20 protein-coding genes are annotated in these 25,655 nt (G+C 67.5%); 10 read left to right on the top strand and 10 right to left on the bottom strand.

The genetic code is table 11. The features are described 5' to 3' along the window. Window positions 1-10: 10 nt before the first annotated feature. The 3 genes from LPA45_RS23900 to LPA45_RS23890 form a co-directional block, all read right to left on the bottom strand. Window positions 11-2,245, bottom strand: a complete 2,235-nt coding sequence (locus LPA45_RS23900) for a phosphocholine-specific phospholipase C (protein ID WP_317924823.1) — start codon at window positions 2,243-2,245, stop codon at window positions 11-13. A gap of 775 nt (window positions 2,246-3,020) precedes the next feature. Beyond that, window positions 3,021-4,148: an acyl-CoA dehydrogenase family protein gene (locus LPA45_RS23895; protein WP_317924824.1), complete on the bottom strand. Its 1,128-nt coding sequence runs from the start codon at window positions 4,146-4,148 to the stop codon at window positions 3,021-3,023. Between the two features lie 13 nt (window positions 4,149-4,161). Further along, the gene (locus LPA45_RS23890) at window positions 4,162-5,355 is read right to left on the bottom strand and encodes an acyl-CoA dehydrogenase family protein (protein ID WP_317924825.1); all 1,194 of its coding nucleotides are present in this window, start codon (window positions 5,353-5,355) and stop codon (window positions 4,162-4,164) included. A 316-nt stretch (window positions 5,356-5,671) separates the two neighbouring features. Here LPA45_RS23890 and LPA45_RS23885 point away from each other — a divergent pair, with 316 nt between their 5' ends. Together LPA45_RS23885 and LPA45_RS23880 are read left to right on the top strand one after the other, a co-directional pair. Further along, entirely contained in the window at window positions 5,672-7,192 is a 1,521-nt protein-coding gene (locus LPA45_RS23885) for a class I adenylate-forming enzyme family protein (protein ID WP_317924826.1), read from the top strand. A 73-nt stretch (window positions 7,193-7,265) separates the two neighbouring features. Then, the gene (locus LPA45_RS23880) at window positions 7,266-8,237 is read left to right on the top strand and encodes a tripartite tricarboxylate transporter substrate binding protein (RefSeq protein WP_116322630.1); all 972 of its coding nucleotides are present in this window, start codon (window positions 7,266-7,268) and stop codon (window positions 8,235-8,237) included. A 1,106-nt stretch (window positions 8,238-9,343) separates the two neighbouring features. On the opposite strand, the gene LPA45_RS23875 is transcribed toward LPA45_RS23880, so the two are convergent. The 5 genes from LPA45_RS23875 to LPA45_RS23855 all read right to left on the bottom strand — a co-directional run bounded on the left by LPA45_RS23875 (window position 9,344) and on the right by LPA45_RS23855 (window position 14,927). After that, window positions 9,344-10,210 (bottom strand): MaoC family dehydratase N-terminal domain-containing protein, encoded by an 867-nt coding sequence (locus LPA45_RS23875; protein WP_317924828.1) that lies wholly within the window; start codon window positions 10,208-10,210, stop codon window positions 9,344-9,346. A gap of 38 nt (window positions 10,211-10,248) precedes the next feature. Then, window positions 10,249-11,073 carry a CoA ester lyase gene (locus LPA45_RS23870; protein WP_317924829.1) on the bottom strand — a complete coding sequence of 275 codons (825 nt, stop codon included), beginning with the start codon at window positions 11,071-11,073 and terminating at the stop codon, window positions 10,249-10,251. 12 nt (window positions 11,074-11,085) lie between these two features. Further along, window positions 11,086-12,468 (bottom strand): MmgE/PrpD family protein, encoded by a 1,383-nt coding sequence (locus LPA45_RS23865; RefSeq protein WP_317924831.1) that lies wholly within the window; start codon window positions 12,466-12,468, stop codon window positions 11,086-11,088. A 79-nt stretch (window positions 12,469-12,547) separates the two neighbouring features. Then, window positions 12,548-13,747 carry a CaiB/BaiF CoA-transferase family protein gene (locus LPA45_RS23860; protein ID WP_317924833.1) on the bottom strand — a complete coding sequence of 400 codons (1,200 nt, stop codon included), beginning with the start codon at window positions 13,745-13,747 and terminating at the stop codon, window positions 12,548-12,550. A 10-nt stretch (window positions 13,748-13,757) separates the two neighbouring features. Next, window positions 13,758-14,927 carry an acyl-CoA dehydrogenase family protein gene (locus LPA45_RS23855; protein ID WP_116322635.1) on the bottom strand — a complete coding sequence of 390 codons (1,170 nt, stop codon included), beginning with the start codon at window positions 14,925-14,927 and terminating at the stop codon, window positions 13,758-13,760. Between the two features lie 499 nt (window positions 14,928-15,426). Between LPA45_RS23855 and LPA45_RS23850 the strand changes: the two genes are divergently transcribed. Both LPA45_RS23850 and LPA45_RS23845 read left to right on the top strand, forming a co-directional pair. Then, window positions 15,427-15,894 (top strand): MgtC/SapB family protein, encoded by a 468-nt coding sequence (locus LPA45_RS23850; RefSeq protein ID WP_116322636.1) that lies wholly within the window; start codon window positions 15,427-15,429, stop codon window positions 15,892-15,894. A 150-nt stretch (window positions 15,895-16,044) separates the two neighbouring features. After that, window positions 16,045-16,554, top strand: coding sequence for a DUF2628 domain-containing protein (locus LPA45_RS23845; RefSeq protein WP_116322637.1), 510 nt, complete (start codon window positions 16,045-16,047; stop codon window positions 16,552-16,554). A 60-nt stretch (window positions 16,555-16,614) separates the two neighbouring features. On the opposite strand, the gene LPA45_RS23840 is transcribed toward LPA45_RS23845, so the two are convergent. Next, on the bottom strand, window positions 16,615-17,517 hold the full coding sequence (locus tag LPA45_RS23840; protein WP_116322638.1) for a LysR family transcriptional regulator: 903 nt from the start codon (window positions 17,515-17,517) through the stop codon (window positions 16,615-16,617). A 304-nt stretch (window positions 17,518-17,821) separates the two neighbouring features. On the opposite strand from LPA45_RS23840, the gene LPA45_RS23835 reads away from it, so the two are divergent. The 3 genes from LPA45_RS23835 (at window position 17,822) to LPA45_RS23825 (ending at window position 20,295) form a co-directional block, all read left to right on the top strand. After that, window positions 17,822-18,736, top strand: coding sequence for an SDR family NAD(P)-dependent oxidoreductase (locus LPA45_RS23835; RefSeq protein ID WP_116322639.1), 915 nt, complete (start codon window positions 17,822-17,824; stop codon window positions 18,734-18,736). A 1-nt stretch (window position 18,737) separates the two neighbouring features. After that, the gene (locus LPA45_RS23830) at window positions 18,738-19,988 is read left to right on the top strand and encodes a CaiB/BaiF CoA-transferase family protein (RefSeq protein WP_116322640.1); all 1,251 of its coding nucleotides are present in this window, start codon (window positions 18,738-18,740) and stop codon (window positions 19,986-19,988) included. A gap of 100 nt (window positions 19,989-20,088) precedes the next feature. Next, window positions 20,089-20,295 (top strand): DUF6494 family protein, encoded by a 207-nt coding sequence (locus tag LPA45_RS23825; RefSeq protein WP_116322641.1) that lies wholly within the window; start codon window positions 20,089-20,091, stop codon window positions 20,293-20,295. Window positions 20,296-20,337: 42 nt separating this feature from the next. Here LPA45_RS23825 and LPA45_RS23820 read toward each other — a convergent pair whose 3' ends face one another. Beyond that, the gene (locus LPA45_RS23820; protein WP_116322642.1) at window positions 20,338-21,525 is read right to left on the bottom strand and encodes an AraC family transcriptional regulator; all 1,188 of its coding nucleotides are present in this window, start codon (window positions 21,523-21,525) and stop codon (window positions 20,338-20,340) included. 280 nt (window positions 21,526-21,805) lie between these two features. Between LPA45_RS23820 and LPA45_RS23815 the strand changes: the two genes are divergently transcribed. Genes LPA45_RS23815 through LPA45_RS23805 form a run of 3 tightly spaced genes read left to right on the top strand, consistent with a single transcriptional unit; the run spans window position 21,806 to window position 25,636 of the window. Then, window positions 21,806-22,855: a tripartite tricarboxylate transporter substrate binding protein gene (locus tag LPA45_RS23815; RefSeq protein ID WP_116322643.1), complete on the top strand. Its 1,050-nt coding sequence runs from the start codon at window positions 21,806-21,808 to the stop codon at window positions 22,853-22,855. A gap of 48 nt (window positions 22,856-22,903) precedes the next feature. Beyond that, entirely contained in the window at window positions 22,904-24,616 is a 1,713-nt protein-coding gene (locus LPA45_RS23810) for a long-chain fatty acid--CoA ligase (RefSeq protein WP_317924836.1), read from the top strand. 36 nt (window positions 24,617-24,652) lie between these two features. Next, entirely contained in the window at window positions 24,653-25,636 is a 984-nt protein-coding gene (locus LPA45_RS23805) for a tripartite tricarboxylate transporter substrate binding protein (protein WP_116322645.1), read from the top strand. Window positions 25,637-25,655: the final 19 nt, after the last annotated feature.

Below are 25,655 nucleotides of genomic sequence, written 5' to 3'. Positions count from 1 at the left end.
ACGGCGCAGCTTAGAGCATGCCCATCGCCGGGTCGGTCACCGAGTGGCTTCCGGTTTCCACACGGCCCGCAAAGCGCCGGTAGAACGTGGCATCGCTGCTGCTGGTCACCGCGAAGTCATACCAGCTGCCGCTGTCCTTCAGCGCCCAATGCAGGGTCTGCGAGCCGCCTGCCGGCACCGAGGCTTCCCATGGCCCGTCCGTCCGGTAGGCCAGCGGCGTGACGCGGAACGTGCACGGCGCATTGCCCATGTTAATCAGGTCGACATACACGTCACCGTTGGCGACTTCGTAGCAGACCCGGATCTCCGGATTGGCACGCGCGGCGTCGAGTGCCTTCGTATCTCCGCTGAAATGCCGGTGGTAGCCGTTCGGGCCGAGTACCCAGAGATCGTACTGGCCGGCATCGGCCGAAGAGGTAGCCCAGCTATCGGACAAGGTCTTGCCGGCCTCGACCATGTAACGACGCGGCACGCTGTCCAGGTCGTTGCGGTCGTAGACGTGGAAGACGGCGGCCTGCTTTCCCGAATTCGCGAACAGCAACTGCACGGTGCCGTTGACGTTGCCGCGCGCACTGGTGTGCAGCTCGTAGGGCAGGGCTCGCGACGGGCGCGAACCCGTGTCCTGCTGCGGCAATTGCGCGGTCGTCGGTACCGGCACGGCCGGCAGCGCCTGCTGGGCGGTGCGCAACTGGTCCGCGGACGTACGGGTGCCACGCCCGGCCAGTGTGGGCAGCGCCTCGGTGTTCGGTGTCTGGAAGTTGAATGCCGTGGTCAGGTCACCGCAGACCGCGCGGCGGAACGGGCTGATATTGGGCTCCTGCACGCCGAAGCGCGCCTCAAGGAAGCGCAGCACGGAAGTGTGGTCGAACACCTGCGAGTTGATCCAGCCGCCGCGGCTCCACGGCGAGATCACGAACATCGGCACGCGCGGACCCGGACCGAAGACGCGGCCGTCGCGCGCCGGCTGGCTTGTACTGCCGGCCGGTGGTTGCTGCGTGTAGTACTCGGCGGCGAGGTCGGCGTCGGGCAGCGTGGTCTTGCCGGCCAGCGAGCTGTCCGGATGGCGCGACGGGGCTGAAGGCGAGGGCACGTGGTCGAAGTAGCCGTCGTTTTCGTCGAAGTTGACCAGCAGCACCGTCTTGCTCCAGACGTCCGGGTTGCTGGTCAACGCGTCCAGCACTTCCTGCAGGAACCAGGCGCCCTGGACCGGCGACGAAGGTCCCGGATGCTCGCAATAGATCGACGGCGCGTTGATCCACGAAACGTGGGGCAGCGTGCCGTTAGCGATGTCGCGTTTGAAAGCGTCAAGGTACTGGTCAGGCTGCGTGCCCGGCAACGTGTTGGCCACGCCCTTGTAGAGCGGGTTGGCGGCGTTGTCGCTGGCTGCATCGTAGGCGTGGTACGGCAGCGCCTGGCCGGTGCTCGTGTACGGCGATTGCGGCGCACCGCCGCTGGACACCGGGAAGCCCGAGTTCAGGTTGGCACGGCGGAAGCTCTGGAAGGCACCAAGCATGTTGTCGCCCCATTCGTCGGGCATGTTCTGGTAGCTGATCCAGCTGATACCGGCTTCTTCCAGGCGCTCGGCGTAGGTCTTCCACGTGTAGCCGGTGCTGGCATCGGCGGCGACGCCGTTGATCGCATCCCACTCGTTGTTGACGAACGCCACGTTCTGCGGAATCACGCCGTTGGTGCCGGTCATGTGGAACGAGCGGTTCGCGTCGGTGCCCGTGTGCATCGCGCAATGGTAGGCGTCGCACAGCGTGAACGCCTTGGCGAGCGCGAACTGGAATGGAATTTCCTGTTCCTTGAAGTACCCCATCGACGTATCGGTCTTCGCGACGGGCCAGCGCGACATCCGGCCGTGGTCCCAGGCGGCCTGGCTGTCGGCCCACGCGTGCGGCGTGCCGGCCGTGCGCTGTGCGTTGTTGGCGCTGCCGTTCAGATGGTAGGGCGTCACGATGCTGCCGTTGGCACGCGCCTGTTGCCAGACGTTGCGCCCGTTCGGCAGCGGGATCGTGAGGCGGTCGCCAAATCCGCGCACGCCTGCCAGCGTGCCGAAGTAGTGGTCGAATGAGCGGTTTTCCTGCATCAGGATGACCACGTGCCGGACATCCATGATGGTGCCGGTGGCATTGTTTGCCGGGATAGCCAGCGCGCGGCGGATGCTCGGAGGAAAGGCGGCCAGCGCCGCGGCGGAAAAGGCCGCGCCGGTGCTCGCCTGCAGAAACTTGCGGCGGGAGATCATGTCGTTGTGCTGGGAGGATGTGGATGGACGCGGGCTATGCCAGCCGCGGTCAGGGCGCGCAGCGCTTGTCGGGCGCCGCAGGGGCCGCAGGCGTCGAGGCGCCCGGCTGGGCTGCGGCTGGCGGCTGCACAGGCTTCTCGTCGTCGCTCCCGCCGCAGGCACTCAACAGCAGCGCTGCGAGGCACGCGGCCACAAGGCCAGGTGTCAGTTTGGCTTCTTCCATGGGCATCGTTGGATTGTTGTGATGGGTTTGCCGGATCGGCAGGCCGCAAGGCTAAGCGGTGGCGATGACATGCTCGTGACGCGTTGTGCACTGGCCCGCCGGCCCGCCGGTTCCGCCGAATTGCGCTCAGGGGAATGGGGCGCCTGTCCCGACATGGCCGGGAGAGGCGGACAGGGGCTTACGCGTCCAGCCGGATGTGCACGCTGTTGGGGGTATGGACGGGCGCCGCGTTGAAGCCGTCCACGGTCACGGTGGTGAACTGGCCGCGCGAGATCGTTGCCGACTGCCGGGTGGCGGCACGTCATGCTGCGGTCAGCGGCCCGTACCGTCAGTCACGCTGTAGTTCTTGCCGCGGCGGTCGTCGGAGTACGCGGCTATGGCCTGTGGCGGCTTGCGGCCCCCTGGACGCCACGCTGTGGCGACGGGAGGCGACTTGTATGAATATCACCTGGCCGGGGCAGGATGCGAGCGTCTTGCGCTGCGATAAAACGACACGTGGCCGGGCAGATGCCCGGCCACGCGCACGACTGCGGCCAGTGGCCGCAACCGGGATCAGGCTTCCATCACTTCGCCGAAGCGCTGCATATGGTAGTCGCTGTCGCCCAGCAACTGGTCCAGCATGGTCAGGCGCTTGAAGTAGTCGCCCACCGACAGCTCGTCGGTCATGCCCATGCCGCCGTGCAGCTGCACCGCTTGCTGGCCGACAAAGCGCCCGGCGCGTGCAACCGTCACCTTGGCGGCAGACAGCATGCGCCGGCGCGCGGCCGGATCGGTTTCATCCAGCGCCTGCACGGCCACGTAAGCCATCGACAGCGCCAGTTCCTTCTGCACCAGCATGTCGGCCATGCGGTGCTGCAGCGCCTGGAAGCTGGCCAGCGGCTTGCCGAACTGCTGGCGCGTGGCGAGGTACTCGCCGGTGATCTGGATCAGCTTTTCCATGGCACCCGCGCCTTCCGCGCACAGTGCGGCGATGCCGTGCTCCAGCCCGACGCCGAGCGCCGCCAGGCCGTCGGCGGGCTGGCCCACCAGCGCGCTGGCCGGCACGGTAACGTTCTGCAGTGACAGGTCGGCGGCGCGCAGGCCGTCGATGGTGGGATAGGCGGTCACGCCCAGGCCCTTGCTGTCGCGCGGCACCAGGAACAGTGCGATCTCGTTGCTGCCGGATACACGTGCGGTCAGCAGGTAGGCGTCGGCGGCGGCGCCGTGCCAGACCACGCTCTTGGTGCCGCTGATCACGTAGCTGTCGCCGCTGCGCTCGGCGCTGGCGCGGGCCGATTCCGGGCGGTAGCGCGTAGTCGGTTCCAGGTAGGCCAGCGTGACGATGCGTTCGCCCGATGCGATCGCCGGCAGCCATTCCTGCTTCTGCGCGTCGCTGCCGTAGGCGTTGAGGGTGGCGGCGGCCATCACGCCGCTGGGCGTGACCGGTTCCAGCACCAGGCCGCGGCCCAGCTCGCGCTGCACCACCAGCTGGCTGGCGGGGCCTTCGCCGAAGCCGCCGAAGTCGGCGGGCACGGTCAGGCCCAGCACGCCCATTTCGGCCAGCTTGTTCCACATGCCGCGATCCAGGCTTTCGCCCTGGCGCGCGCTCTTGCGGCGGGCCTCGAAGGTGTATTCGGTGTCGATGAAGCGACGCAGGCTGTCCGCCAGCATCTGTTGCTCTTCGCTGTAGGTGAAGTCCATGTCAGCTATCCCTTCAGAAACCCAGGATCATCTTGGAGATGATGTTCTTCTGCACTTCGGTTGCGCCGCCGTAGATCGAGGTCTTGCGCATGTCGTAGTACGTGGAGGCAGCGGGGGCGGCCCACTCGGGGCCGGACACCGGCTGCATCGCGCCGGGTTCGAGCCAGTCCGGCGAATACGGCCAGGCGTTGGGGCCGGCCACTTCCATCATCAGCATTCCCAGGTCCTGCTGCACTTCGGAGCCGCGGATCTTCACGATCGACGCTTCCGGGCCCGGGGTGCCGGCGGCCTGCGTGGCGACGCGCAGGAGCAGCATTTCCAGCGCCATGATGTCCATTTCCACGCGGGCGATCTTGTCGCGCATGCGCACGTCTTCGATCAGCGGACGGCCGGCGCCGTCGGTGGTCTGGCTGGCGTAGTGCTTGAGCTGGCGCAGTTCGCGGTGGCAATGGCCGATGCCGGCAATGCCGGTGCGCTCATGGCCGAGCAGGTACTTGGCGTAGGTCCAGGCGCGGTTCTCTTCGCCGACCAGGTTCTCGACCGGCACTTCCACGTCTTCGAACCAGGTTTCATTGACGTCGTGGCCGCCGTCCAGCGTCTTGATCGGGCGCACCGTCACGCCGGGCGACTTCATGTCGATCAGCAGCATGGAGATGCCTTCCTGCGCCTTGGCTTCGGGATCGGTGCGCACCAGGCAGAAGATCCAGTCGGCGAAGTGGGCCATCGTGGTCCAGGTCTTCTGGCCATTGACGATGTACTTGTCGCCCTTGCGCACTGCGCGGGTCTTCAGCGAGGCCAGGTCGGAGCCGGAGCCCGGCTCGGAGTAGCCCTGGCACCAGAAGTCTTCGACGCCCGGCATGCGCGGCAGGAAGCGCTGCTGCATCTCCGGGCTGGCGTACTTCATCAGCACCGGGCCGATCATGGTCAGGCCGAACGGCAGCAGGCGCGGCGCGCCGGCGCGGAAGGTCTCGATTTCAAAGATCAGGCGCTGCAGCGCGGTCCAGCCGGTGCCGCCCCATTGCGTGGGCCAGGTGGGGGCGCCCCAGCCTTGGGCCTGCAGGATGCGGTGCCAGCGGACGTAGTCGTCCTTTTCCACGCGCTGGTGGTTGAGCACCTTGTTGCGGATGTCTTCCGGCAGTTTGGCCTGCACGAAAGCGCGGACCTCCTCGCGGAAGGCCTGTTCCTCGGCGGTGAAACGCAAATCCATCTGAATGTCCCCTCGTTACGCGGGCGGTCCGGTGCTGGCAAGCAACCGGTTGCAGCCCTAGGTGTGCCGGCCGATTGTAGGGCGCGGGCGTCCTCCATTGCTTTTTCAATCATAAAGTCGCCCTTCGTGCCGGCGGAACCACCTGAGCCGGGTGGTGGCGGCACTGCCGAACACGGCCTTAGCCAATTCCAAATACCGCGGCGGCCGGCCTTGGCGCAAACTGGCGCGGCCTGCTCAAGTGCGTCGGGGTGCATTCCGGCGCATTCGCCGCCGGCAAGCATCGCCAACCCAGCCGTATCCCGAACGAGCCAGCCGCATGTCTTCCTTCCGTCCCCAATACATCCACGATATCCCCCGCCACTGGGCCGCGCAGACGCCCGGGGCGCCTTGCCTGTACGAGAACGGCGCCGTGCTCAGTTATGGCGATCTGTGGCGGCGCATCGAAGCGGCGCGCGACTGGCTGGTGGCGCAGGGCGTGGGCGAGGGCGACCGGGTCATGGTGGTCGGCGAGAACTGCAACGAGATGGTGGTGACGTTGTTCGCCAGCAGCCTGCTGCATGCGTGGCCGATCCAGGTCAATGCGCGCCTGTCCGCGCGCGAGATCGACAATATCCGCGACCACGCGCAGCCGGCGCTGGTGCTGTTCACCGGCCATGTGTCCGAGGTGGCCGCCGCGCACGGTACGCGGCTCGGCGCGCAAGCCAGCGGTTGCCCGGTCTTTGCCGACGGCATGCTCGCGGTGCGCGCTGCCAGCGCGCCGGAACGCGTGGCCAGCGAAGAGGCCCGCCAGGTCGCCACCCTGATCTATACCTCCGGCACCACCGGCGCGCCCAAGGGCGTGATGGTGCCGCACGTCGGCCTGACGCACTTCGCCCGCATCTCCGCCACCTCGCGCGACATGGGGCAGGAAGACGTGGCCTATGGCGCACTGCCGATGTCGCATATCTTCGGCATCGCCACCGTGCTGATGGCCACGCTGTACGCCGGCGCCAGCCTGTTCATGCGCCCGCGCTTTGACGGCAATGACGTGTTCGAAGCGCTGGTGTCGCCCGGCGTGACCATCCTGCAGGGCGTGCCGACCATGTTCACGCGCATCCTGGCGGTCGCGGCGGCGCACGGTGCCGGCCCGGGCAAGTATCCGCGCCTGCGCTACCTGTACACCGGTGGCGCGCCGCTCGATCCCACGCTCAAGCGCGACGTCGAGACCCTGTTTGGCCAGTCGCTGCACCATGGCTATGGCATTACCGAATACGCCGGCTCGCTGTTCATCACGCGCATGGACGCGCCGCGTGCCGACTGCTCGGCCGGACATATCGTCGAAGGCGTCGAGATCGAGATCACCGACGATGCCGGCACGCCGCTGCCGGCCGGCGAGCGCGGCCAGATCCGCGTGCGCGGCCCCGGCGTGATGCTCGGCTACTACCGCAACCCCGAGCAGACGGCAGAGGCGCTGCTGCCCGGCGGCTGGCTCAATACCGGTGACCTGGGCTACCTGGATGCCGACGGCGCGCTGTTTATCTCCGGCCGCTCCAAGGACCTGATCATCCGCTCGGGCTTCAACGTCTACCCGATCGAAGTCGAATCGGTGATCAACGCCTTCCCCGGCGTGCGCCAGTCGGCGGTGGTGGGACGCCCCGCCAGCGACGGCAACGAGGAAGTGGTCGCCTTTATCGAGACGCAGGAAGGCGCCAGCGTCGATCCCAAGGCGCTCGACGCCTACCTGCGCGAATGCCTGGCCCCGTACAAGCGCCCGGCGGAAATCCGCACCGTCGACGTCATTCCCACGACGGCCAGCGGCAAGCTGCTCAAGCAGCCGCTGCGTGCATTGCTGGACTGAGCCCGAATTCCCTTTACCGGGCTGGTTCGACATGCCAGCCCGGGCATTTCAGCCCTATCTGGAGGAGACAACAATGAAAACCTGGAACACACTGGCGGCACTGACCACGACCCTGCTGCTGCAGGGCGCGGCCTGGGCGACGGACGTCTATCCGTCGCGGCCGGTCAAGCTGCTGGTGGGCTATGCCCCGGGCGGCCCGGTCGATACCGCGGCGCGCATCTACGCCGAACAGCTGGGCCGCGTGCTCAAGCAGCCGGTGGTGGTGGACAACCGCGCCGGCGCCAGCGGCGCGATCGCGGCCGACATGACCGCCAAGGCAACGCCTGACGGCTATACGTTGTACTTCGTCGCCAGCCCCACCATGACCATGACACCGCTGATCCAGCGTTCGGTCAACTTCAACCCGGTCAAGGACTTCACCTACATCGGCCTGATCACCGACTACACCAACGTGCTGCTGGTGAACAAGGACTTCCCGGCCAGGAACGTCGGTGAACTGGTCGATTACGCGCGCAAGCACCCGCAGGACGTCTCGTTCGGCTCGGCCGGCGTGGGGGCTTCGAATCACCTGTCGGCGGAACTGCTGGCGCAGATGAACGGCGTGAAGATGCTGCACGTGCCTTATAAGGGCAATTCGCCGGCGATGGCGGATGTGATGAGCGGCAAGGTGACTTTCATGTTCGATATCACCGGCACCGCCATCGGCCATATCAATGGCGGCAAGGTGCGGGCGCTGGCGGTCACGTCGAAGACGCGCAATCCGGCGCTGCCCAATGTGCCGACCATGATCGAGTCGGGGCAGAAGGACTATGACCTGACTGGATGGTATGCGTTGATCGGACCGCAGAAGCTGCCGGCGGATGTGGTGGACAAGCTGGTCAAGGCGCAGAAGGCGATTGGCGACGATCCGGCTTACCGGCAGCGGATGGCGGCGGGTGGGTATGACGTCAATGTCAGTTCGCCGAAGCAGCTTGGGGATCGGATCCAGCGGGAGTTGGCGCTGTGGGGTGGGGTGGTGAAGAAGGCGGGGATTCAGGCGGATTGAGGGGATTTTTGAGGTGCGAGGGGGCCTGCGGGAAGCCGGCCCTGTTGTTCTAAGGGTTGCTCGAGGACTGGTCGCTTCATGTCGCTGTTGATGACATGCTGTCGGCCGTTGAACCGCCTGGTTCCGCCCTCCTGGGCGGGTTACTTTTTGGCCGAGCGCCAAAAAGTAACCAAAAAACGCGTCGCCTGAGCGGCTGGCTATCAATTTGGCGGCGTGGGTGGGTCGGGCGGCGGTGATTTCCGTTTGGGCTCGGTGCCCGTTCGGGCCTGCTAACGCTGTGTGATTCAGGGCCAGTGCCTGGCGTTAACCGGCTCTTGAACGATCCCCATGCCGGGCGTAGGCCGCCTGCTGCATGTCATATTGGTGGGACGCCTTCGGCTGCGCTACGCGCGGGCCCTAATGTGGCAGCGCGGCCGATCTCCCTCTGGTCATTGCCGTCGCCGCTTAGCGAGCGAAGCGATGTGGATTCGTGCCAAGGCACCTCACCCGCGAGACTGAGCCGCGCGCAGCGCAGCCGAAGGCGATGATGCGATACCGCAGGCAGCAGGCGGCCTACACCCGTCCTGGGGATTGTTCAAAAGTGGGGGTTCGTCAGGCACCCACACTCACTCACTTGGCGTAGCAGGCTGGAATCGCGACCACGCCTCACTGAAACCCAAATCGCCAATATCACCAAAAGCGCCAAATTGGCTCAGCCAGCCGCTAGGCGACGCGCTTTTTGGTTACTTTTTGGCGCTCGGCCAAAAAGTGACCCGCCCAGGAGGGCGGAACCAGGCGGTTCAACGGCCGACAGCATGTCATCAACAGCGACAGCGCGCGCTTAAACGGCCGACAGCATGTCATCAACAGCGCCCCGCCCAGCAGGGCGGAACCAGGCGGTTCAACCAGCGACAACATCTCACCAGCACCACAGATCCACCAAGCACCTGATTGAATGCCATCCAGGCATAGCCTTTGATGGTGATGCGCACCTCCGCCAAGGCGTGGCCCGACCCCGCAATTCTCCGCTACGCGAGGTCGCGCGCCGATTCCCCGAGATGGCACTCGCCATCCATGCTCAGAGAATCAGCGCCTGCAGCAACCGCCTGCGGCCCTCGCCTCTACCTTTACCCTTCAATCTCCGCCCACCCCTGCATCGCCTGCCCGCCAGCATCATCGCCAGTCCAAAGCACCAGCCGGCCAGCCTGCGCTGGATCGGCCGCGCCGCCAACGGTGATCGTGTCCTGATCAAACAGCGGCGCCAGCCCCCGGAACCCAAAGCGCTTCACGCGCGCCTGCGGCTGCTCGCGTGCCACCAGGTCCAGCATCAGCATCGCCTGCATCGGGCCATGCACCACCAGGCCGGGATAGCCCTCGACGTCGCGCGTATAGGCGCGGTCGTAGTGGATGCGGTGGCCGTTGAAGGTCAGCGCCGAATAGCGGAACAGCATGACAGGGTCGGCCTGCAGCGTGCGCTGCCATTGCGCGGTTTGTTCCAGGCGCGGGCGCGGCGGCTGCGGCTTGGACGGATCCGGCATGGCGCGGTAGACGATGTCGTGGCGCTCGTTGACCGCGGTCTTGCCGTTCACGGTCAGTTCGTGGTCGACCGCGACGAACCACAGTTCGCCGCTACGGCCGGTCTTGTACTGCACGTCCGCGATGGTGGAGGTGCGCGTGACGGTATCGCCGATATGCAGCGGATGGCTGAAGGTCAGCTCGCTGCCGGCCCACATGCGGCGCGGCAGCGGCACCGGAGGCATGAAGCCGCCGAGGTGCGGGTGGCCGTCGCGGCCGATGTCGCGTTGCTGCGCGCGCGGCAGGAAATAGAGCCAGTGCCACAGCGGCGGCAGCGGGCCCGCGGCAACGGCCTCGGGGTCCAGGTCGAAGGTGGCGGCGAGGCCGACCACCGGTTCGGGCGACAGCGTTTCGGTGCGCGATTCGCTGCGGCCGATCCAGCCGCGCAGGCGTTCGAGTTCGGAAGTGGCGTCAGTCATGGGCTTGCAGGTTCGGGTTAGACAGGAAAGGCGGGGCGCTATTGCGCCAGCGCCAGCAGGCGTTTCGCCTGCTCGATCACGGGCCGGTCGACCATCTTGCCATCGACCTGCACGGCATGGCTGCCGCTGGCGGTGGCTTCGAGCACGCGGCGGGCCCAGTCAAGCTGCTCGGCGCTCGGCAGGAAGCCGGCGCGCACCGCGCCCAGCTGCGCCGGGTGGATGCACAGCTTGCCGGCAAAGCCGAGTTCGCGCGCGTAGGCGACGTCGCTGGCCAGCACGGCTTCGTCCTTCAGCGCGGTGGTGACGCCGTCCACCGGCGGCGGCAGCCCGGCCACGCGCGAAGCCAGCACGATGCGGGCGCGCGCGAACGCCAGCGCGTCGCGGGTGTGGCTGCAGCCCAGGTCGACGGCATAGTCGAGCGAGCCGAATGCCAATCGTGCCACGCCGCTGGCCGTGGCCACCGTGTCGACGTGGTGCAGGCCGAGTGCGGTCTCGATGATGGCGACCAGCTCGCCCTGCGGGTTGATCGCGTGCAGCGCCTGCGCGATCTGCGCCAGCGCGGCGGCGTCTTCGGCCTTGGGCACCATCAGCCCGGCCAGCGCCGTGCCGGCCGGCAGCGAGCGCAGCCAGGCCAGGTCAGCCGGAAACGCGGGCGAGGCGCTGTCATTGATGCGGACCATGGCGCGCGCAGCGGGCTTGCCCGCCAGCCAGGCGCCAATGGCTTCGCGCGCGGCGGGCTTGGCGTCGGGGTGCACGGCATCCTCGAGGTCGAGGATCATCACGTCGGGGCCTGCGGCGGCGGCCTTGTCGAAACGCTCCGGCCGGTCGCCGGGGACGAACAGGTAGGTGACTGCGGTAGACATGCGGGGCGTTCCTCAGCGTGCGGCGGGCAGCCAGTCGTTGACGTTGGGCGCCTGCTCCAGCGCCCACACGCGCGCGATGATGGCGCGCACCTCGGCCTCGCTGGCGCCATTGCGGAATGCGCCCAGCTGCAGCGCCTTGGCTTCCAGCTCGGGGCGCGACAAGGTGTTGTCCGGGTCGCCCTTGGGCACGTCCACGCGCGCGGCCAGCGTGCGGCCGTCGGTGGTCTTGACCGTGACGCGGCCGATCCACTGGCGCGGGTAGGCGGCGTTGATCTCGTTGTCGAGCTCCATCGTGACCTTGCCGCGGAAGTCGACGACTTTCGCGTCGGGCAGCGCGTACTGCTCGAATTCCGCCAGGCCGGCGTGGCCATGCACGGCGACCAGCCCCAGCACCGTGCCCATCGAGAACTTGGCCTGGTGGATGGTGACCGGGTTGACCACCGGGCCGAGCACGTCGATGGCGCCCTGGTGCACGTGGGTGGTGACGCTGGCGATCTGGTCAGCGCTGATGCCTTCGCGCTGCATCAGCACCTTGAGCGCGTCGGCGGCCGGGTGCGTGTGGCGGCACGAGGCAAAGAACTTGAACGAGGTCTCGGCGGTGGCCCAGCGCGTGCCCAGGCCATCGGTCAGCGCGGCGGGGTTGGCGTCGCTGGACATGCCGGTGGCCATGCCTTGCTTGCCTTCGAGGATCTGCTTTGCGCCGGTGAAGCCCGCGCGCGCCAGCCACGCCGATTGCAGGCCGTCGGCCGCGGCCTTGGCGGTGTGGAGCTGCTTGGAGTCGGCGGCGTCGCGCAGGAACTCCCACAGGCCGGCGGCCTGCGTGCCGGCCGAACCCAGCGCCTGGTTGATGCCTTCGGCATCCAGGTTGTATAGCTTGGCCACGGCGGCAGCGGCGGCGAGCGTGCCGACGGTGCCGGTGGTGTGGAACACGGTGTAGTGCGAACGGCCCATGAACTCGCCGATGCGGATGCCGGCCTCATAGCCGGCGATCGACGCCAGCAGCACTTCGGCACCGGTCTTGCCTTCGGCCTGCGCCGCGGCCACCACGGCCGGGAACACGACCGCGGCCGGGTGCAGCACCGAGCCGTTGTGCACGTCGTCCTGCTCGACCACGTGCGACGAAGCGCCGTTGATCAGCGCGGCGAAGTAGGACGAGGTGCGGCGGCGGTCCACCAGCACTTCGGCACCGCCCTGCGCGGGGCCCATGGCCGCGGCGAATTCCTGCAGGCGGCGCACGGCGGGAGCGTCCTTGCCGGCGATGGCCGAGGCGATCCAGTCGAGGAACAGGTCCTTGGTGCGCTCGATCACGGGCGCGGGCACGTCCGTCAGCTTGAAATCGGCCAGGAACTGGCACAGCTGGCGGGTCGGGTAGTTGGTGTCTGCGGCTTGGCTCATGCAGGCTCCGATGCGGAAATGGTTTCGTGGAAATGGAAAAAGCCCGGCGTCCTGTGCGAGATGGCCGGGCGTGGTGCGTTCAGATGGTCTGCTTGTCGGCCAGCGCGGCGATATCGCCGTCGGCATAGCCTAGCTCGGCCAGAATCTGCCTGCTGTGCGCGCCAAGTGCCGGTACGTCGCCCATGACGGGCTCTACGCCCGACAGGTTGGCGGGCGGCAGCAGCGCGCCGATCGGGCCGCCCGGGGTGGCCACTTCGCGCCAGCGCTGGCGTGCCTGCAACTGCGGATGGTTCCATACGCCCTCGATGTCGTTCATCGGGGCATTGGCGATCTGCGCCTCGTCGAGCAGTGCCTCGGCCTGCGCCACGGTCATCGACGCGAAGCGCGCTTCGATGATGGCGGTGAGTTCGGGGCGATTGCGCACGCGGGCCGTGTTGCTGGAGAAGCGTTCGTCCTGCGCCAGTTCCCGGTTGCCGAGCACGATCTCGCAGAAGCTGGCGAACTCGCGTTCGTTCTGCACGCTGAAGATCACGCTGCCATCGCCGGTGCGATGCACGCCATACGGGGCGATGGTCGGATGCGAAGCGCCGAAGCGCGCCGGCGGCTTGCCGCCGTAGTGGCCGAAGTAGAGGACCTGGTTCATCCACTCGGCCATCGCCTCGAGCATGGTCACCTGCACGCGCAGGCCCTTGCCGGTGCGGCCACGCTGCAGCAGCGCCGAAAGGATGCCGCTGTAGGCGTACATGCCGGCCGAGATGTCGGCGATCGAAACGCCGGCGCGCGACGGCTCGTTCGGGCCGCCGGTGAGGCCCACCAGGCCGGCGGCGGCCTGGATCAGCAGGTCGTAGGCCTTCTTGTCGCGATAGGGGCCGGAATCGCCATAGCCCGAGATGTCGCAGACGATAAGCTTGTCGTACTTGCCGTGCAGGCTGTCGAAGTCCAGGCCCATGCGCGTGGCCGCGCCGGGGGCGAGGTTCTGCACCAGCACATCGGCATCGGCCAGCAGCCGGTGCAGGATGGTCTGCGCCGCTTGATCCTTCAGGTCCAGGGTCAGGCTTTCCTTGCCCCGGTTGAGCCACACAAAGTACGAGGCCTGGCCGTGCACGGACTGGTCATAGCCGCGTGCGAAGTCGCCCACGCCGGGACGCTCGATCTTGATGACGCGGGCACCAAGGTCGGCAAGCTGGCGAGTGGCGAAGGGGGCCGCAACCGCGTGTTCGAGCGAGACCACGCGGATGCCGTCGAGCGGGCGGATGCCCTTGGAGTTGTCAGGGGACATGCAAAAAGCCTCAGAACGAACGCGGCAGTTCGAGCACGTGCTCGGCCACGTAGGACAGGATCAGGTTGGTGGAAATCGGCGCGACCTGGTACAGGCGCGTTTCGCGGAACTTGCGCTCGATGTCGTACTCTGCGGCAAAGCCGAAGCCGCCGTGCGTCTGCAGGCAGACGTTGGCCGCTTCCCACGAGGCATCGGCCGCCAGCAGCTTGGCGATATTGGCTTCCTTGCCGCACGGCTTGCCGGCATCGAACAGCCGCGCCGCCTTGTAGCGCATCAGGCTGGCGGCCTCGACGTTGATGTACGAGCGTGCGATCGGGAACTGCACGGCCTGGTTCTGGCCGATCGGGCGGTCGAACACGATGCGGTCGCGCGCATAGTTGCTGGCGCGCCCGACAAACCAGTAGCCGTCGCCGACGCACTCGGCGGCGATCAGGATGCGCTCGGCGTTGAGGCCGTCGAGGATGTACTTGAGGCCCTTGCCTTCCTCGCCGATCAGGTTCTCGGCTGGCACCTCAAGATTGTCGAAGAACAGCTCGTTGGTCTCGTGGTTGACCATGTTGCGGATCGGCTTGACCGTCAGGCCCTTGCCGATGGCATCGCGCAGGTCGACCACGAACACCGACAGCCCCTCGGACTTGCGCTTGACCTGGTCCAGCGGCGTGGTGCGCGCCAGCAGCAGCATCAGGTCAGAGTGCTGCACGCGCGAAATCCATACCTTCTGGCCATTGACGATGTACTTGTCGCCCTGGCGTACCGCGGTGGTCTTGAGCTTGGTGGTGTCGGTGCCGGTGGTGGGCTCGGTCACGGCCATCGACTGCATGCGCAGATCGCCCGAGGCGATGCCCGGCAGCCAGCGGCGCTTCTGTTCTTCGGAGCCATGGCGCAGCAGGCAGCCCATCACGTACATCTGGCCGTGGCAGGCTCCGGAATTGCCGCCGCTGCGGTTGATCTCTTCCATGATGACGGAGGCCGCGGTCAGCGACAGGCCCGAGCCGCCATAGCTCTCGGGAATCAGGGCCGACAGCCAGCCGGCCTGGGTCAGCGCCTGCACGAAACGCTCGGGAAAGGCTTCCTGCTCTTCCACGCGCTGCCAGTATGCCGAATCGAAGCCGGCGCAAAGATCGCGCACGGCCTCGCGGATTTCGGGATACAGCTGCTCTGGATCCTGTTCTGCAAGCATGGGGAGGCCCCGTCTGATTCGAATGCGGCCATTATTCCCGACCCCCCTGTTCGCCGAAATTCGGATTTGCGAAAGAGCGGCTTAGGGTCGCCGGAAGCGCTTGCGGCGCCCTATGCACCTGGTTGCGCAGCGGGTCCGGAACGCAAGACGCCCGGCTTGGCCGGGCGTCTGAGGTATTTCCAGGCAGGGCGCGTGGCCCTGCGGCAGTGTCAGCGTGGTGTCAATGTACGAACAGCCAGATCAGGATCAGGACGAAGGCCGGGACACCAAGTAGCCAGGCGAGGATGTAGGGCATGGTGTAGCTCCTGTTTTGCACTAGTCGTGGTGATTCCAATATAGGGTCGGCCCCGCGACGGGACTGTCGGGGAGCTTCCGCTTGCCGTGTAGGACGCCGCCGCACGCCCGGGTAGGGCGTTGCCGCATCGATGTGCGGCCCGCGCCAGGGGCTCGCGGCGCGTGCTACGCTCAGGTCTGTACCAAAGCACCTGGAGGGCGGGCGATGGACGGGGTCTGGTCGGAAATCTACAGCGCCATCCGCGCCGAATTCAGCGATGTGCCCGACGCCGGAGAAGCCACCCGCATCCTGGTGCGGCTGACCGTGGCGGTGGTGCTGGGCGGGCTGATCGGCTATGAGCGGGAGGCCTCGGGCAAGGCCGCCGGGCTGCGCACCCATATGCTGGTGGCGCTGGGCTCGGCACTGTTCGTGCTGGTGCCGCTGCAGGCGGGCGTGCCGCTGGCGGACATCAGCCGTGTGCTGCAGGGGCTGACCGCCGGGATCGGCTTCCTGGGCGCGGGTGCGATCCTGAAGCAGAACAGCGAAGCCGACATCAAGGGCCTGACCACGGCAGCCAGCATCTGGATGGTGGCGGCGATCGGCGTGGCAGCAGGGCTCGGGCGCGACACCACGGCGGTGATCGCCACGGTATTCACGCTGGTCATCCTGCAAATCCTGCTGCGCCTGAAATAGCGCTGCGGCAGGCAACACGCCGGCCCTCCCCCCGGCTTGCGCCAATCTCCTTCCAATGCGCGCCAGCGCACGCTGCGCAGGCAAGCGCCGGCCTATGCTGTGCAGACTGTTCCGCGACGACGGAGCAGGCAGTAGGCAGGGGAGAGTGGCATGAAATCATCGATCCGTGACGATGCGGCGCTGGCCGTCTTCGTGGGCCCGCGCTACGCGTATTACAGCGGCCGCTGGGCCCTGGCCGGGGCGCGCGGCGGCATGTCGTGGAACTGGGCAGCATGCCTGCTCGGCCCGTTCTGGATGGCCTACCGGCGCATGTACTGGCAAGTGGGCGTCTATGCGGTGATTGTCTGCGCGGAGCCGGTGCTGCATGCGCTGTTCCGCTTCAACATGCCGCTGGCGCTGTCCCGGCCGCTGCTGTATGCGCTGGCGCTGTTGCTGGGCATGTATGGCAACCAGCTGTACCGCTGGCATGCCGAATCCACCATCCGGCGCCTGCGCGAATACCACTGGTCGCCGGAGCTGGTCAACGATTCGCTGGCGCGCTGTGGCCGCACCAGCTGGCCGGGCGTGTTCGCCATGGGGCTGCTGCTGGCGGTGATGGCAGTCTCGCTGCGCCCGCTGGCCGGGCTGGTAGCGCATTCCGCGGGGCTGGCCGCCGGCTGATGCGGCGTGCGGCGCGTTCGTTGCGTTCGTTGCCTTCGTCGCGCCGCGCTTCCACCGTACTTACACCGGCTCGCGCGCCGCGTCGACCAGGTACTGGATCAGGGTCTCGGCAAACTGGGGCAACTCGCGCCCGGGGCGCCGGACCAGGCGCAGCTCGCGCTTGGCCCATTCGTCTTCCAGCTGGATAAAGCGCAGCACCTTGCGGCTGGCATAGCGCCGCGCGCAGCTGTTGGGCACGATGGCGATGCCGGCACCGGCCTCTACCATGCGGCACACCGCGTCGAAACTGCCGACCTGGATGCGCAGGCTGATGCGCTTGCCCATGCCGCTGGCAATGCGGTCCAGGAACGACTGGATCGCGCTGAACTGGTTCAGCCCGACGAAGCGGCAGGTATCGAGCAGGTCGGCGAAATGCAGCCGCTTGAACGCCGGCAGCGGGTGGTTCACCGGGGCGATGACGATCAGCTCGTCGCTGCACAGGTGCATCACGTCCAGGTCCTGCGTGGCGACTTCACCCGCGACGATGCCCAGATCGGCCGCGCCCGCGCTGATGGCCGACACGATTTCCTGCGACAGGTGCTCTTCCAGTTCGATATCCACGTCGGGGTTCTCGGTCAGGAAGCGCGACACACCGGTGGCCAGGAAGGAGTTGGTGGCGGTGGTATTGGCCAGCAGCCGCACGCGCCCCTTGATGCCCTTGGCGTAGGGGCGCAGGTCGGCGTGCAGGCATTCCAGTTCGCGGAAGACCTCGCGCGCATGAAGCAGCAGCGCGTCACCGGCCGGAGTCAGGCGAACGCCCTTGACCTGGCGGATCAGCAATTGTGTCTGGAACGCCTCTTCCAGCTGCTTGATCCGGGTGCTGGCCGCCGGCAGCGACAGGAAGCTGCGCTCCGCGGCGCGGGTGAGGTTTTCCGTCTCGCCGACGTTCAGGAAAAGGCGCAGATCGGTCAGGTCGTAATGCATGGGCTTCCGTCAGGCCAAAGGCCACTTTTGTGATTCGTGAATTCCAAAGACGCGGGTGCCAATTTATCGTATCCCACGCGGCAATGACATCCGGAATCACAGCACCCGGGCGTCGCCGGTCTGGTGGCGAGCCGATAATCGCACCGGAATTCGGACCGGACCGACATGTGAATGGCGAATCCGGACGATCATCGCGCCGTACGTACCAGTTTCGCCGTACGCACCGTAGGCACCGTAACCACCGTACCGATGGGCAGCGGTGACCGGATGACAGCATTTCAGAGGATTTGAGAGGAGCAAGGCAATGAGCGGTTTGATGGCAGGCAAGGTTGCGCTGGTGACGGGCGCGGGTGGCGGGATCGGGCGCGGGATCGCGCTGGCATTGGCTGCCGCCGGCGCCAAGGTGGTGGTCAATGACCTGGGCGTGTCGATGACCGGCGAGGGCGGCGACACGGGCCCCGCGCAGCGCGTGGTGGAAGAAATCCGCGCCGCCGGCGGCGAGGCCGTGGCCAACACGGACAGCGTCTCGACCTGGAACGGCGCCAACGCCATCGTGCAATGCGCGCTGGACAATTTCGGCCGCATCGACGCGGTGGTCAACAACGCGGGCAACCTGCGCGACCGCATGTTCTTCAAGATGAACGAAGAAGAATGGCGCTCGGTGATCGACGTGCACCTGCACGGCACCTTCTTCGTCAGCCGCGCCGCGGCCAACTACTTCAAGGACCAGGAGAGCGGTGCCTACGTGCACATGACTTCCACCTCGGGCCTGATCGGCAACCTGGGCCAGGCCAACTACTCGGCGGCCAAGCTGGGCATCGCGGCGCTGTCCAAGTCGATCGCGCTGGACATGCAGCGTTTCAACGTGCGCTCGAACTGCATCGCGCCGTTCGCCTGGAGCCGCATGACCAGCTCGATCCCGGCCGAAACCCCGGAAGAGAAGGCCCGCGTGGCCAAGCTGCAGAAGATGGAAGCCGGCAAGATCGCCCCGGTGGCGGTGTACCTGGCCAGCGATGCTGCGTCCGAAGTCAACGGCCAGATCTTCGCGGTGCGTGCCAACGAAATCATGCTGATGAGCCAGCCGCGCCCGGTGCGCTCGGTGCATATGAGCGAAGGCTGGACCCCGGAAAGCGTGGCCGAGATCGCCATGCCGGCGATGCGCAACAGCTTCTTCAAGCTGGAGCGTTCGCCCGACGTGATCGGCTGGGACCCGATCTGAGATGGCGGGGGCGCAATCCCTGCCCGGCACCCGCGGCGCCCTCCAGGGCGTGCGGGTGCTCGACCTGTCGCGCATACTGGCCGGACCGTGGTGCGCGCAGAACCTGGCCGACCTGGGGGCCGAGGTCATCAAGGTGGAGCGCCCCGGCGCCGGCGACGACACCCGTTCGTGGGGGCCGCCCTGGCTGCCCGATGCCAACGGCGAGTCGTCGCGCGACGCCACCTACTTTGCCGGCGCCAACCGCGGCAAGCAGTCGGTGACGCTGGATATCGCCAGCCCGGAAGGGCAGGCGATCGTGCGCGAACTGGCGGCCAGGTCGCAGATCGTGCTGGAGAACTACAAGGTCGGCGACCTCAAGCGCTACGGGCTGGACTATGAAAGCCTGAAGGCGGTCAACCCGGCGATCGTCTATTGCTCGATCACGGGCTACGGCCAGACCGGGCCGAGCGCGCACAAGCCCGGCTATGACTTCATCTTCCAGGGCCTTGGCGGCCTGATGAGCGTCACCGGCGAGCGCGACGACCTGCCCGGCGGCGGGCCGCAGAAGGTTGGCGTGGCGGTGGTCGACATGCTCACGGGCATGTATGCCACGGTGGCCGTGCTTGCCGCGCTGCGTCATGCCGAACGTACCGGCGAAGGCCAGCATATCGACATGGCGCTGCTCGACGCGGTGGTGGCGGTCGGTGCCACGCCGATCATCGCCCAGCGCGTGACCGGCAAGGCCATGCCGCGCTATGGCAATGCGCACGCCAACATGGTTCCCTACCATGTGTTCGCCACCGCCGACGGCTACATGATCGTGGCGGCGGGCAACGACGGGCAGTGGCAGGCCTACTGCCGTGGCATCGAACGCCCTGACCTGGCGGGGGACGAGCGCTTTGCCACCGGCCCCGGCCGCATCGTCCACCGCGAGACGCTGGTGCCGATGCTGGAGGCGCACATGCGCACACGAGAGACGGCCCACTGGGTCCAGGCGCTGGAAGCGCAGGGCATCCCGTGCGGCCCGATCAACGACTACGGCCAGGTGCTGGAAGACCCGCAGGTGCGTTACCGCGAGCTGCAGGTCGACCTGGTGCGCGATGACGGCAGTCTCTGCCCGACGGTCAAGAGCCCGTTGCGGCTGTCGGCGACGCCGGTGCAGTACGATGCGCCGCCACCGCGACTCGGGCAGCATACCGAGCGTGTGCTGGAAGACGTGCTGGGTTTGTCTGCCGCACGCATTGCCGCGCTGCGGGAGCAGGGCGTCATCTGAAGCACAGGTCCCGGGGGCGCCTGCACAAAGCCCCCGCATCGCCTAGGCTGTTTCCAGGCGCACCGCGCGCCTTACTCCACCTTAGTCCCGGAGACAGCACATGGATGAGGAAACCTTCAACCTCAGCATCCGCAAGTTCCTCAAGGTCGTCGGCGTCAGCTCGCAGCGCGAAATCGAGCAGGCGATCGCCCAGGCCATTGCCGACGGCACCATCGCCGGCACCGGGCGCTTTCCGGTGACGATGACGCTGGAATTGCCGGCGGCAAACCTCAAGTCGAAATTCGACGGCGAAATCCAGCTTGAATAGCAGCTTGAATAGCAACTTGTTTGGCAGCTTGAATGGCGCGGGTCAGCCCGGCTCGCGCTCGCCGCGCATCCCCCGCAACCGGTACTCGCCGGGCGCCACGCCGGTCCATTTCTTGAACGCGCGGTGGAAGGTGCTCGGCTCCGAGAAGCCGAGCCGCAGCGCCACCTCCTGCAGCGTCATGCCGGGGTGCTCCAGCATGCCGATGGCGACATCGCGGCGCAGGCTGTCCTTGATGCTCTGGTAGCCCCGGCCCTCGTCGCGCAGCCGGCGGCGCAGCGTCTGCGGCGTCAGGCGCAGCATCTGCGCCATCTGCTCGAGCGACGGCAGCTCGTCGTTCAGGTGCGAGCGCAGGTGCTGCCGGATGCGTTCGGCCAGGCAGCAGCTGTCGCGGTAGCGGATCAGCAGGTTGCGCGGCGCCTCCTGCAGGAAGGCGCGCAGGCTGGCGCTGTCCTGCATCACCGGCAGGCGCAGGCAGGCGGCGTCGAAATGCAGCGCGGTAATCGGCTGTCCGTAGTGCACCGCGGTCTTGAACACGCGTTCGGTGTCGCTGCCGCCCTGCGGGCGTTCGTTGGCCAGGTCGACGCGCAGCAGCGGGATATGCTGCGCCACCAGCCAGCTCACCAGCGCATAGCCCTGGAACACAAAGGTCGATTCCGCGAAGCTGCGGCATGCGGAGGTGGGCGCGCGCCGGTGCAGCCTTATCGACGCGATCCGGCCGTCGGCGCTGACATGCAGGCGCGGCGTAAAGGCATCGACATGCAGCCGGTACAGGCGCATTGCGGCGTGGATGGCGTCTTCCAGCGTGGCGCAATGGATCATGGCCCGCGCCGTCTGGGCAAACGTGCCGGGCGGGACCGGCCGGTCCAGCAGCCCCCAGAGCTCATCGCGCATGACGCGGCGCAGCGTGCGGATCAGCGCCGCGTACTGCCCCTGTGTCACGCGCGCACTCGGCGAGGCCAGCAGCGCCGGCGAAACACCCGCGCGGCGCAGCAGCGCGTCGACGTCGTGGCCGAGGCGGTGCGCACCCTGCAGGATGCGGTGCACGTGCTGGATCGCGACCGTGTGGCGAGCCGGGGCCTGGCCAGACGTGGCAGCCATGGCGGCCTTGCCTTGTGCCGCGCCGGGCAGGCGCGCGGCGCCGCCGGGCACCGGACCCTGCGCCAGTGCGCCGGCAATGTGGAGCTTGCCCGGCACTGGCGGGCGCAGCGATGGCAGGACAGCGGTGTGCATGGGTCTCCTCGTCAGGTTGACGCGCCGGCACGGACATTCCCGGTCTTTGCGCCACCTTATCAAGCGCCGGCTGCACCGCACAATCGGGATTTGCCAAAGCCTGCCTTTTGCCTGAGCGATTCGGCCAATCATTTTGGCCCGTCTGGTCATTGTCCACGCACCGCAGCATCGCGCACTCTCCGGCTAATACAAGAAACGGGCCCCGCAAGGCGGCCAGTACCGGTTGAGCCGGGGCCACGCGCCCGGTTCGCTCGGATAAGAAGCCAAAGGAGACGACAACATGCAGGCAGTGCGGCGTAGTGAGGAACGTGGTGCGGGGCGTGGTGCGGTGTGTGGTGCAGACCGTCGTAGCGCATTCAGGCGCTTCGGAGCCGCCTTGCTGGCGGCGGCCGGCGTGGGGCTGCTGACCTCGGGCACGGCCTGGGCCGAGTCAGCCTTCCCGAACAAGACCGTGCGGCTGGTGGTGCCATATCCGGCCGGCGGCGCCACCGACGTGCTGGGGCGCGCGGTGGCGGATGGCCTGGGCAAGGCCTGGAAACGCCCGGTGGTGGTGGAGAACCGCCCCGGCGCCAGCAGCATGATCGGCTCCGAAGCCGTGGCCCGCGCCGAGGCGGACGGCCATACCGCGCTGCTGACGATTACCACGCTGGTGCAGGCGCCCAGCCTCTACGCCAAGCCTCCGTTCGACCCGGTCAAGGATTTCGTGCCGGTGTCGGAGCTTGGCACGACCAACCTGGTCTTTGCCGTGCACAGCGCCGTGCCCGCCAGCAACATCAAGGAATTCATCGAACTGGTCCGCGCCAAGCCGAAGCAGTTCTCCTATGGCTCCTATGGCACCGGCTCGAGCGGCCACCTGTACGGCGAGATCTTCAAGGAGTCGGCCAAGCTCGACATGGTGCACGTCTCGTACAAGGGCGAGGCGCCGGAGCTGAACGACCTGCTCGGCGGCCAGGTGCCGGCCGCCATCATCTCCGTGATGGGCGCCAAGCCGCACAACGCCTCGGGCCGCCTGCGCGCGCTTGCCGTCACTGGCCCGGCGCGCTCGCCGCAGCTGCCGGACGTGCCGACCTTCCGCGAAGCCGGCGTGGCCGGCATGGACGGCCAGGGCTGGTTCGGCCTGTTCCTGCCGGCGGCGACGCCGCGCGCCGTGGTGGACAAGTACGCCGCCGAGGTCAACCGCATCCTGGCCCAGCCCGAGCTGCGCAAGCGCATGGGCGAAATGGGGATCGTGCTGACCGGCAGCACGCCCGACGCCTTTGCGCAGACGGTGCAGACCGACTACGCCCGCTGGGGCAAGGTGATCCGCGTCAACAACATCCGGCTGGACTGATTTCCCATTTCTTGATCTGAACCGCTTGAACCGCTACCCCTGCTGCAAATGAAGCCTGCTACAAGTACCAACCTGCCGTTCCGTTCCCCGGCCTGGCCGCCGGGCTTGCCCGCCACGCTGCACACGCCGCGCACCGGCCTGTTCTACAACGTCGAGGCCGCCGCGCGCCGCTATCCGGACAAGACCGCGATCCAGTACTTCGGCACCGCGATCTCGTATGCGCAGTTGCAGGACGAGATCGAGCGCATGGCTGGCTACCTGCAGCAGGCCTGCGGCATCCAGCCTGGCGACCGCGTGCTGCTGTTCAGCCAGAACTGCCCGCAGTTCATCATTGCCTACTACGCGATCCTGCGTGCCGAAGGCGTGGTGGTGCCGGCCAACCCGATGTGGCTGGAGGCCGAGCTGGCGCACGTGGTGTCCGACAGCGGCGCCGTCGCCGCCTTCGCCGGCAGCGAGCTGTACCAGTGCCTGTCGCCGCTGCATGGCCCGGCGCTGCGCCACGTGATCGTGCACGACTACGCCGGCATGCTGCGCGACGACGGTGGCCTGCCGGTGCCGGCATGGCTGCGCGAGCCAGCGCCGGCGCTGCAGCCGGCACCTTCCGGCGCCATGCCGGTGGCATGGGATGCCGCCAGCGCGGCCGGGCACCGGCCGCTGCCGCACCGGGCCGGCTTCGACACGCTGTGCATGCTCGCCTACACCTCGGGCACCACCGGCAATCCCAAGGGCTGCATGCATACGCACGGCACCATGATGACCGCGGCGGTCGGCTCGCAGATCTGGCGCAGCAGCACGCCCGAGTCGGTGGTGCTGGCGGTGGCGCCGATGTTCCACCTGCTGGGCATGCAGAACTGCATGAATTCGCCGATCTACCTCGGCGCCACCGTGGTGCTGATGCCGCGCTGGGACCGCGCCCTTGCCGCCGACCTGATCGAGCGCTATCGCGCCTCGGTGTGGGGCGCGCCGCCGGCGATGATGGTGGACTTCTTCTCGCAGCCCGGCATCGGGCAGCGCGACCTGTCGAGCCTGGCCTTCCTCGGCGGCGGCGGCGCGGCGATGCCCGACGCCGTGGCCAACATGCTGCAGGAGCGCTTCGGCCTGCCCTATGTGGAAGCCTACGGCATGACCGAGACCGCCTCGTTCCTGTTGTCCAACCCGCGCAACAAGCCCAAGCGCGAATGCCTGGGCATTGCCACCTTCGGCGTGGATGCGCGCGTGATCGACCCGCAGACGCTGGCAGAGCTGCCGCAAGGCCAGACCGGCGAGATCGTCGCCCACGGCGGCCAGGTGATGCAGGGCTACTGGCGCAACCCCGAGGCCAACGAGGTCTCGTTCGTCGAGCTCGACGGCAAGCGCTTCCTGCGCACCGGCGACCTGGGCTTCATGGACGAAGAGGGCTACTTCTTCATGCGCGACCGCCTCAAGCGCATGATCAATGCCTCCGGCTTCAAGGTGTGGCCGGCCGAGGTGGAGAACCTGCTGTATGGCCACCCCGCCATCCATGAGGCCTGCGTGATCGCCGCGCGCGACGAGCGCCGCGGCGAGACCGTCAAGGCGGTGATCGCGCTGCGCCCCGAGGCGCGCGGCACCGCCGAGGCCGATCCCGAACGCATCATGGCCTGGTGCCGTGAGCGGCTGGCCGCCTACAAGGTGCCGCGTATCGTCGAGTTCGTCGAGGCGCTGCCCAAGTCGGGCACCGGCAAGATCCAGTGGCGCGCCCTGCAGGAACGCGAGATGCAGGCCGAAGCCCCGCGCGCCTGAGCGCGCGGCGAAACACAGAAGAAAGCGAGACACAGCATGCAGCAAAGCAGACGCAACTGGCTGGCGCAGGCCGGCACCCTGGCCGGCGCGGCCATCCTCGGCACCACGGGCCAGGTCTTCGCCCAGCAGCCGTATCCGAGCAAGCCGATCCGCCTGATCGTGCCGTACCCCGCCGGCGGCGGCACCGATACCGTCGGCCGCCTGGTCGGCCAGCGCCTGGCCGAGATCCTGGGCCAGCCGGTGGTGGTGGAGAACAAGCCCGGTGCCAGCGGCATGCTGGGCAACGACACCGTCGCCAAGGCGCCGGCCGACGGCTACACGCTGCTGCTGGCGATCACCGCGATGATCCAGTCGCCGAGCCTGTACAAGCGCATGCCGTACGACGTGGCCAGGGACTTCACGCCGGTGTCGCTGATCGCCAAGTCCTCGGACCTGTTCGTCGTGCCCAACCGGGTGCCGGCCAACAACATGCGCGAGTTCCTGGCGCTGGCCAAGTCGGGCAAGCTCAGCTACGGCTCCTACGGCAACGGCACCTCGTCGCACCTGCATGGCGAGCTGCTGCGCCAGCAGGCCGGCATCGACATGGCCCATATCCCGTACAAGGGCGCCGCGCCGCTGATGAGCGACGTGCTCGGCGGGCAGGTGGACTCGGCCTTCGTCGACGTGACCTCGGCCAATGCCTACCTGGGCAGCAACAAGTTCAAGATCCTCGGCATCACCGGCAGCCAGCGCTACAAGGCACTGCCCAATGTGCCGACCTTTGCCGAGCTGGGCCTGAAAGGGTTTGAGCCCAATGGCTGGTTCGGGCTGTTCCTGCCCGGCGGCGCGCCCAGGGACGTGACCGCCAGGCTGGCCGCCGAGACCGCGCGCATCGTGAAACTGCCCGAGGTCTCGCAGAAGCTGGCCGGCATGGGCCTGCAGCCGGTTGGCTCGACTCCGCAGGAGCTGGCCGAGGTGGTCAGCGGCGACATGCCCAAGTGGGCCAAGATCGTGCGCGACGCCAACATCCAGCTCGACTGATCGGCATTGACCGTCGCTG

Origin of the sequence: Cupriavidus sp. Agwp_2 (assembly GCF_040784895.1) — a bacterium.
GTDB lineage: Bacteria > Pseudomonadota > Gammaproteobacteria > Burkholderiales > Burkholderiaceae > Cupriavidus.
This window is presented reverse-complemented; position numbering and strand designations above follow the sequence as displayed.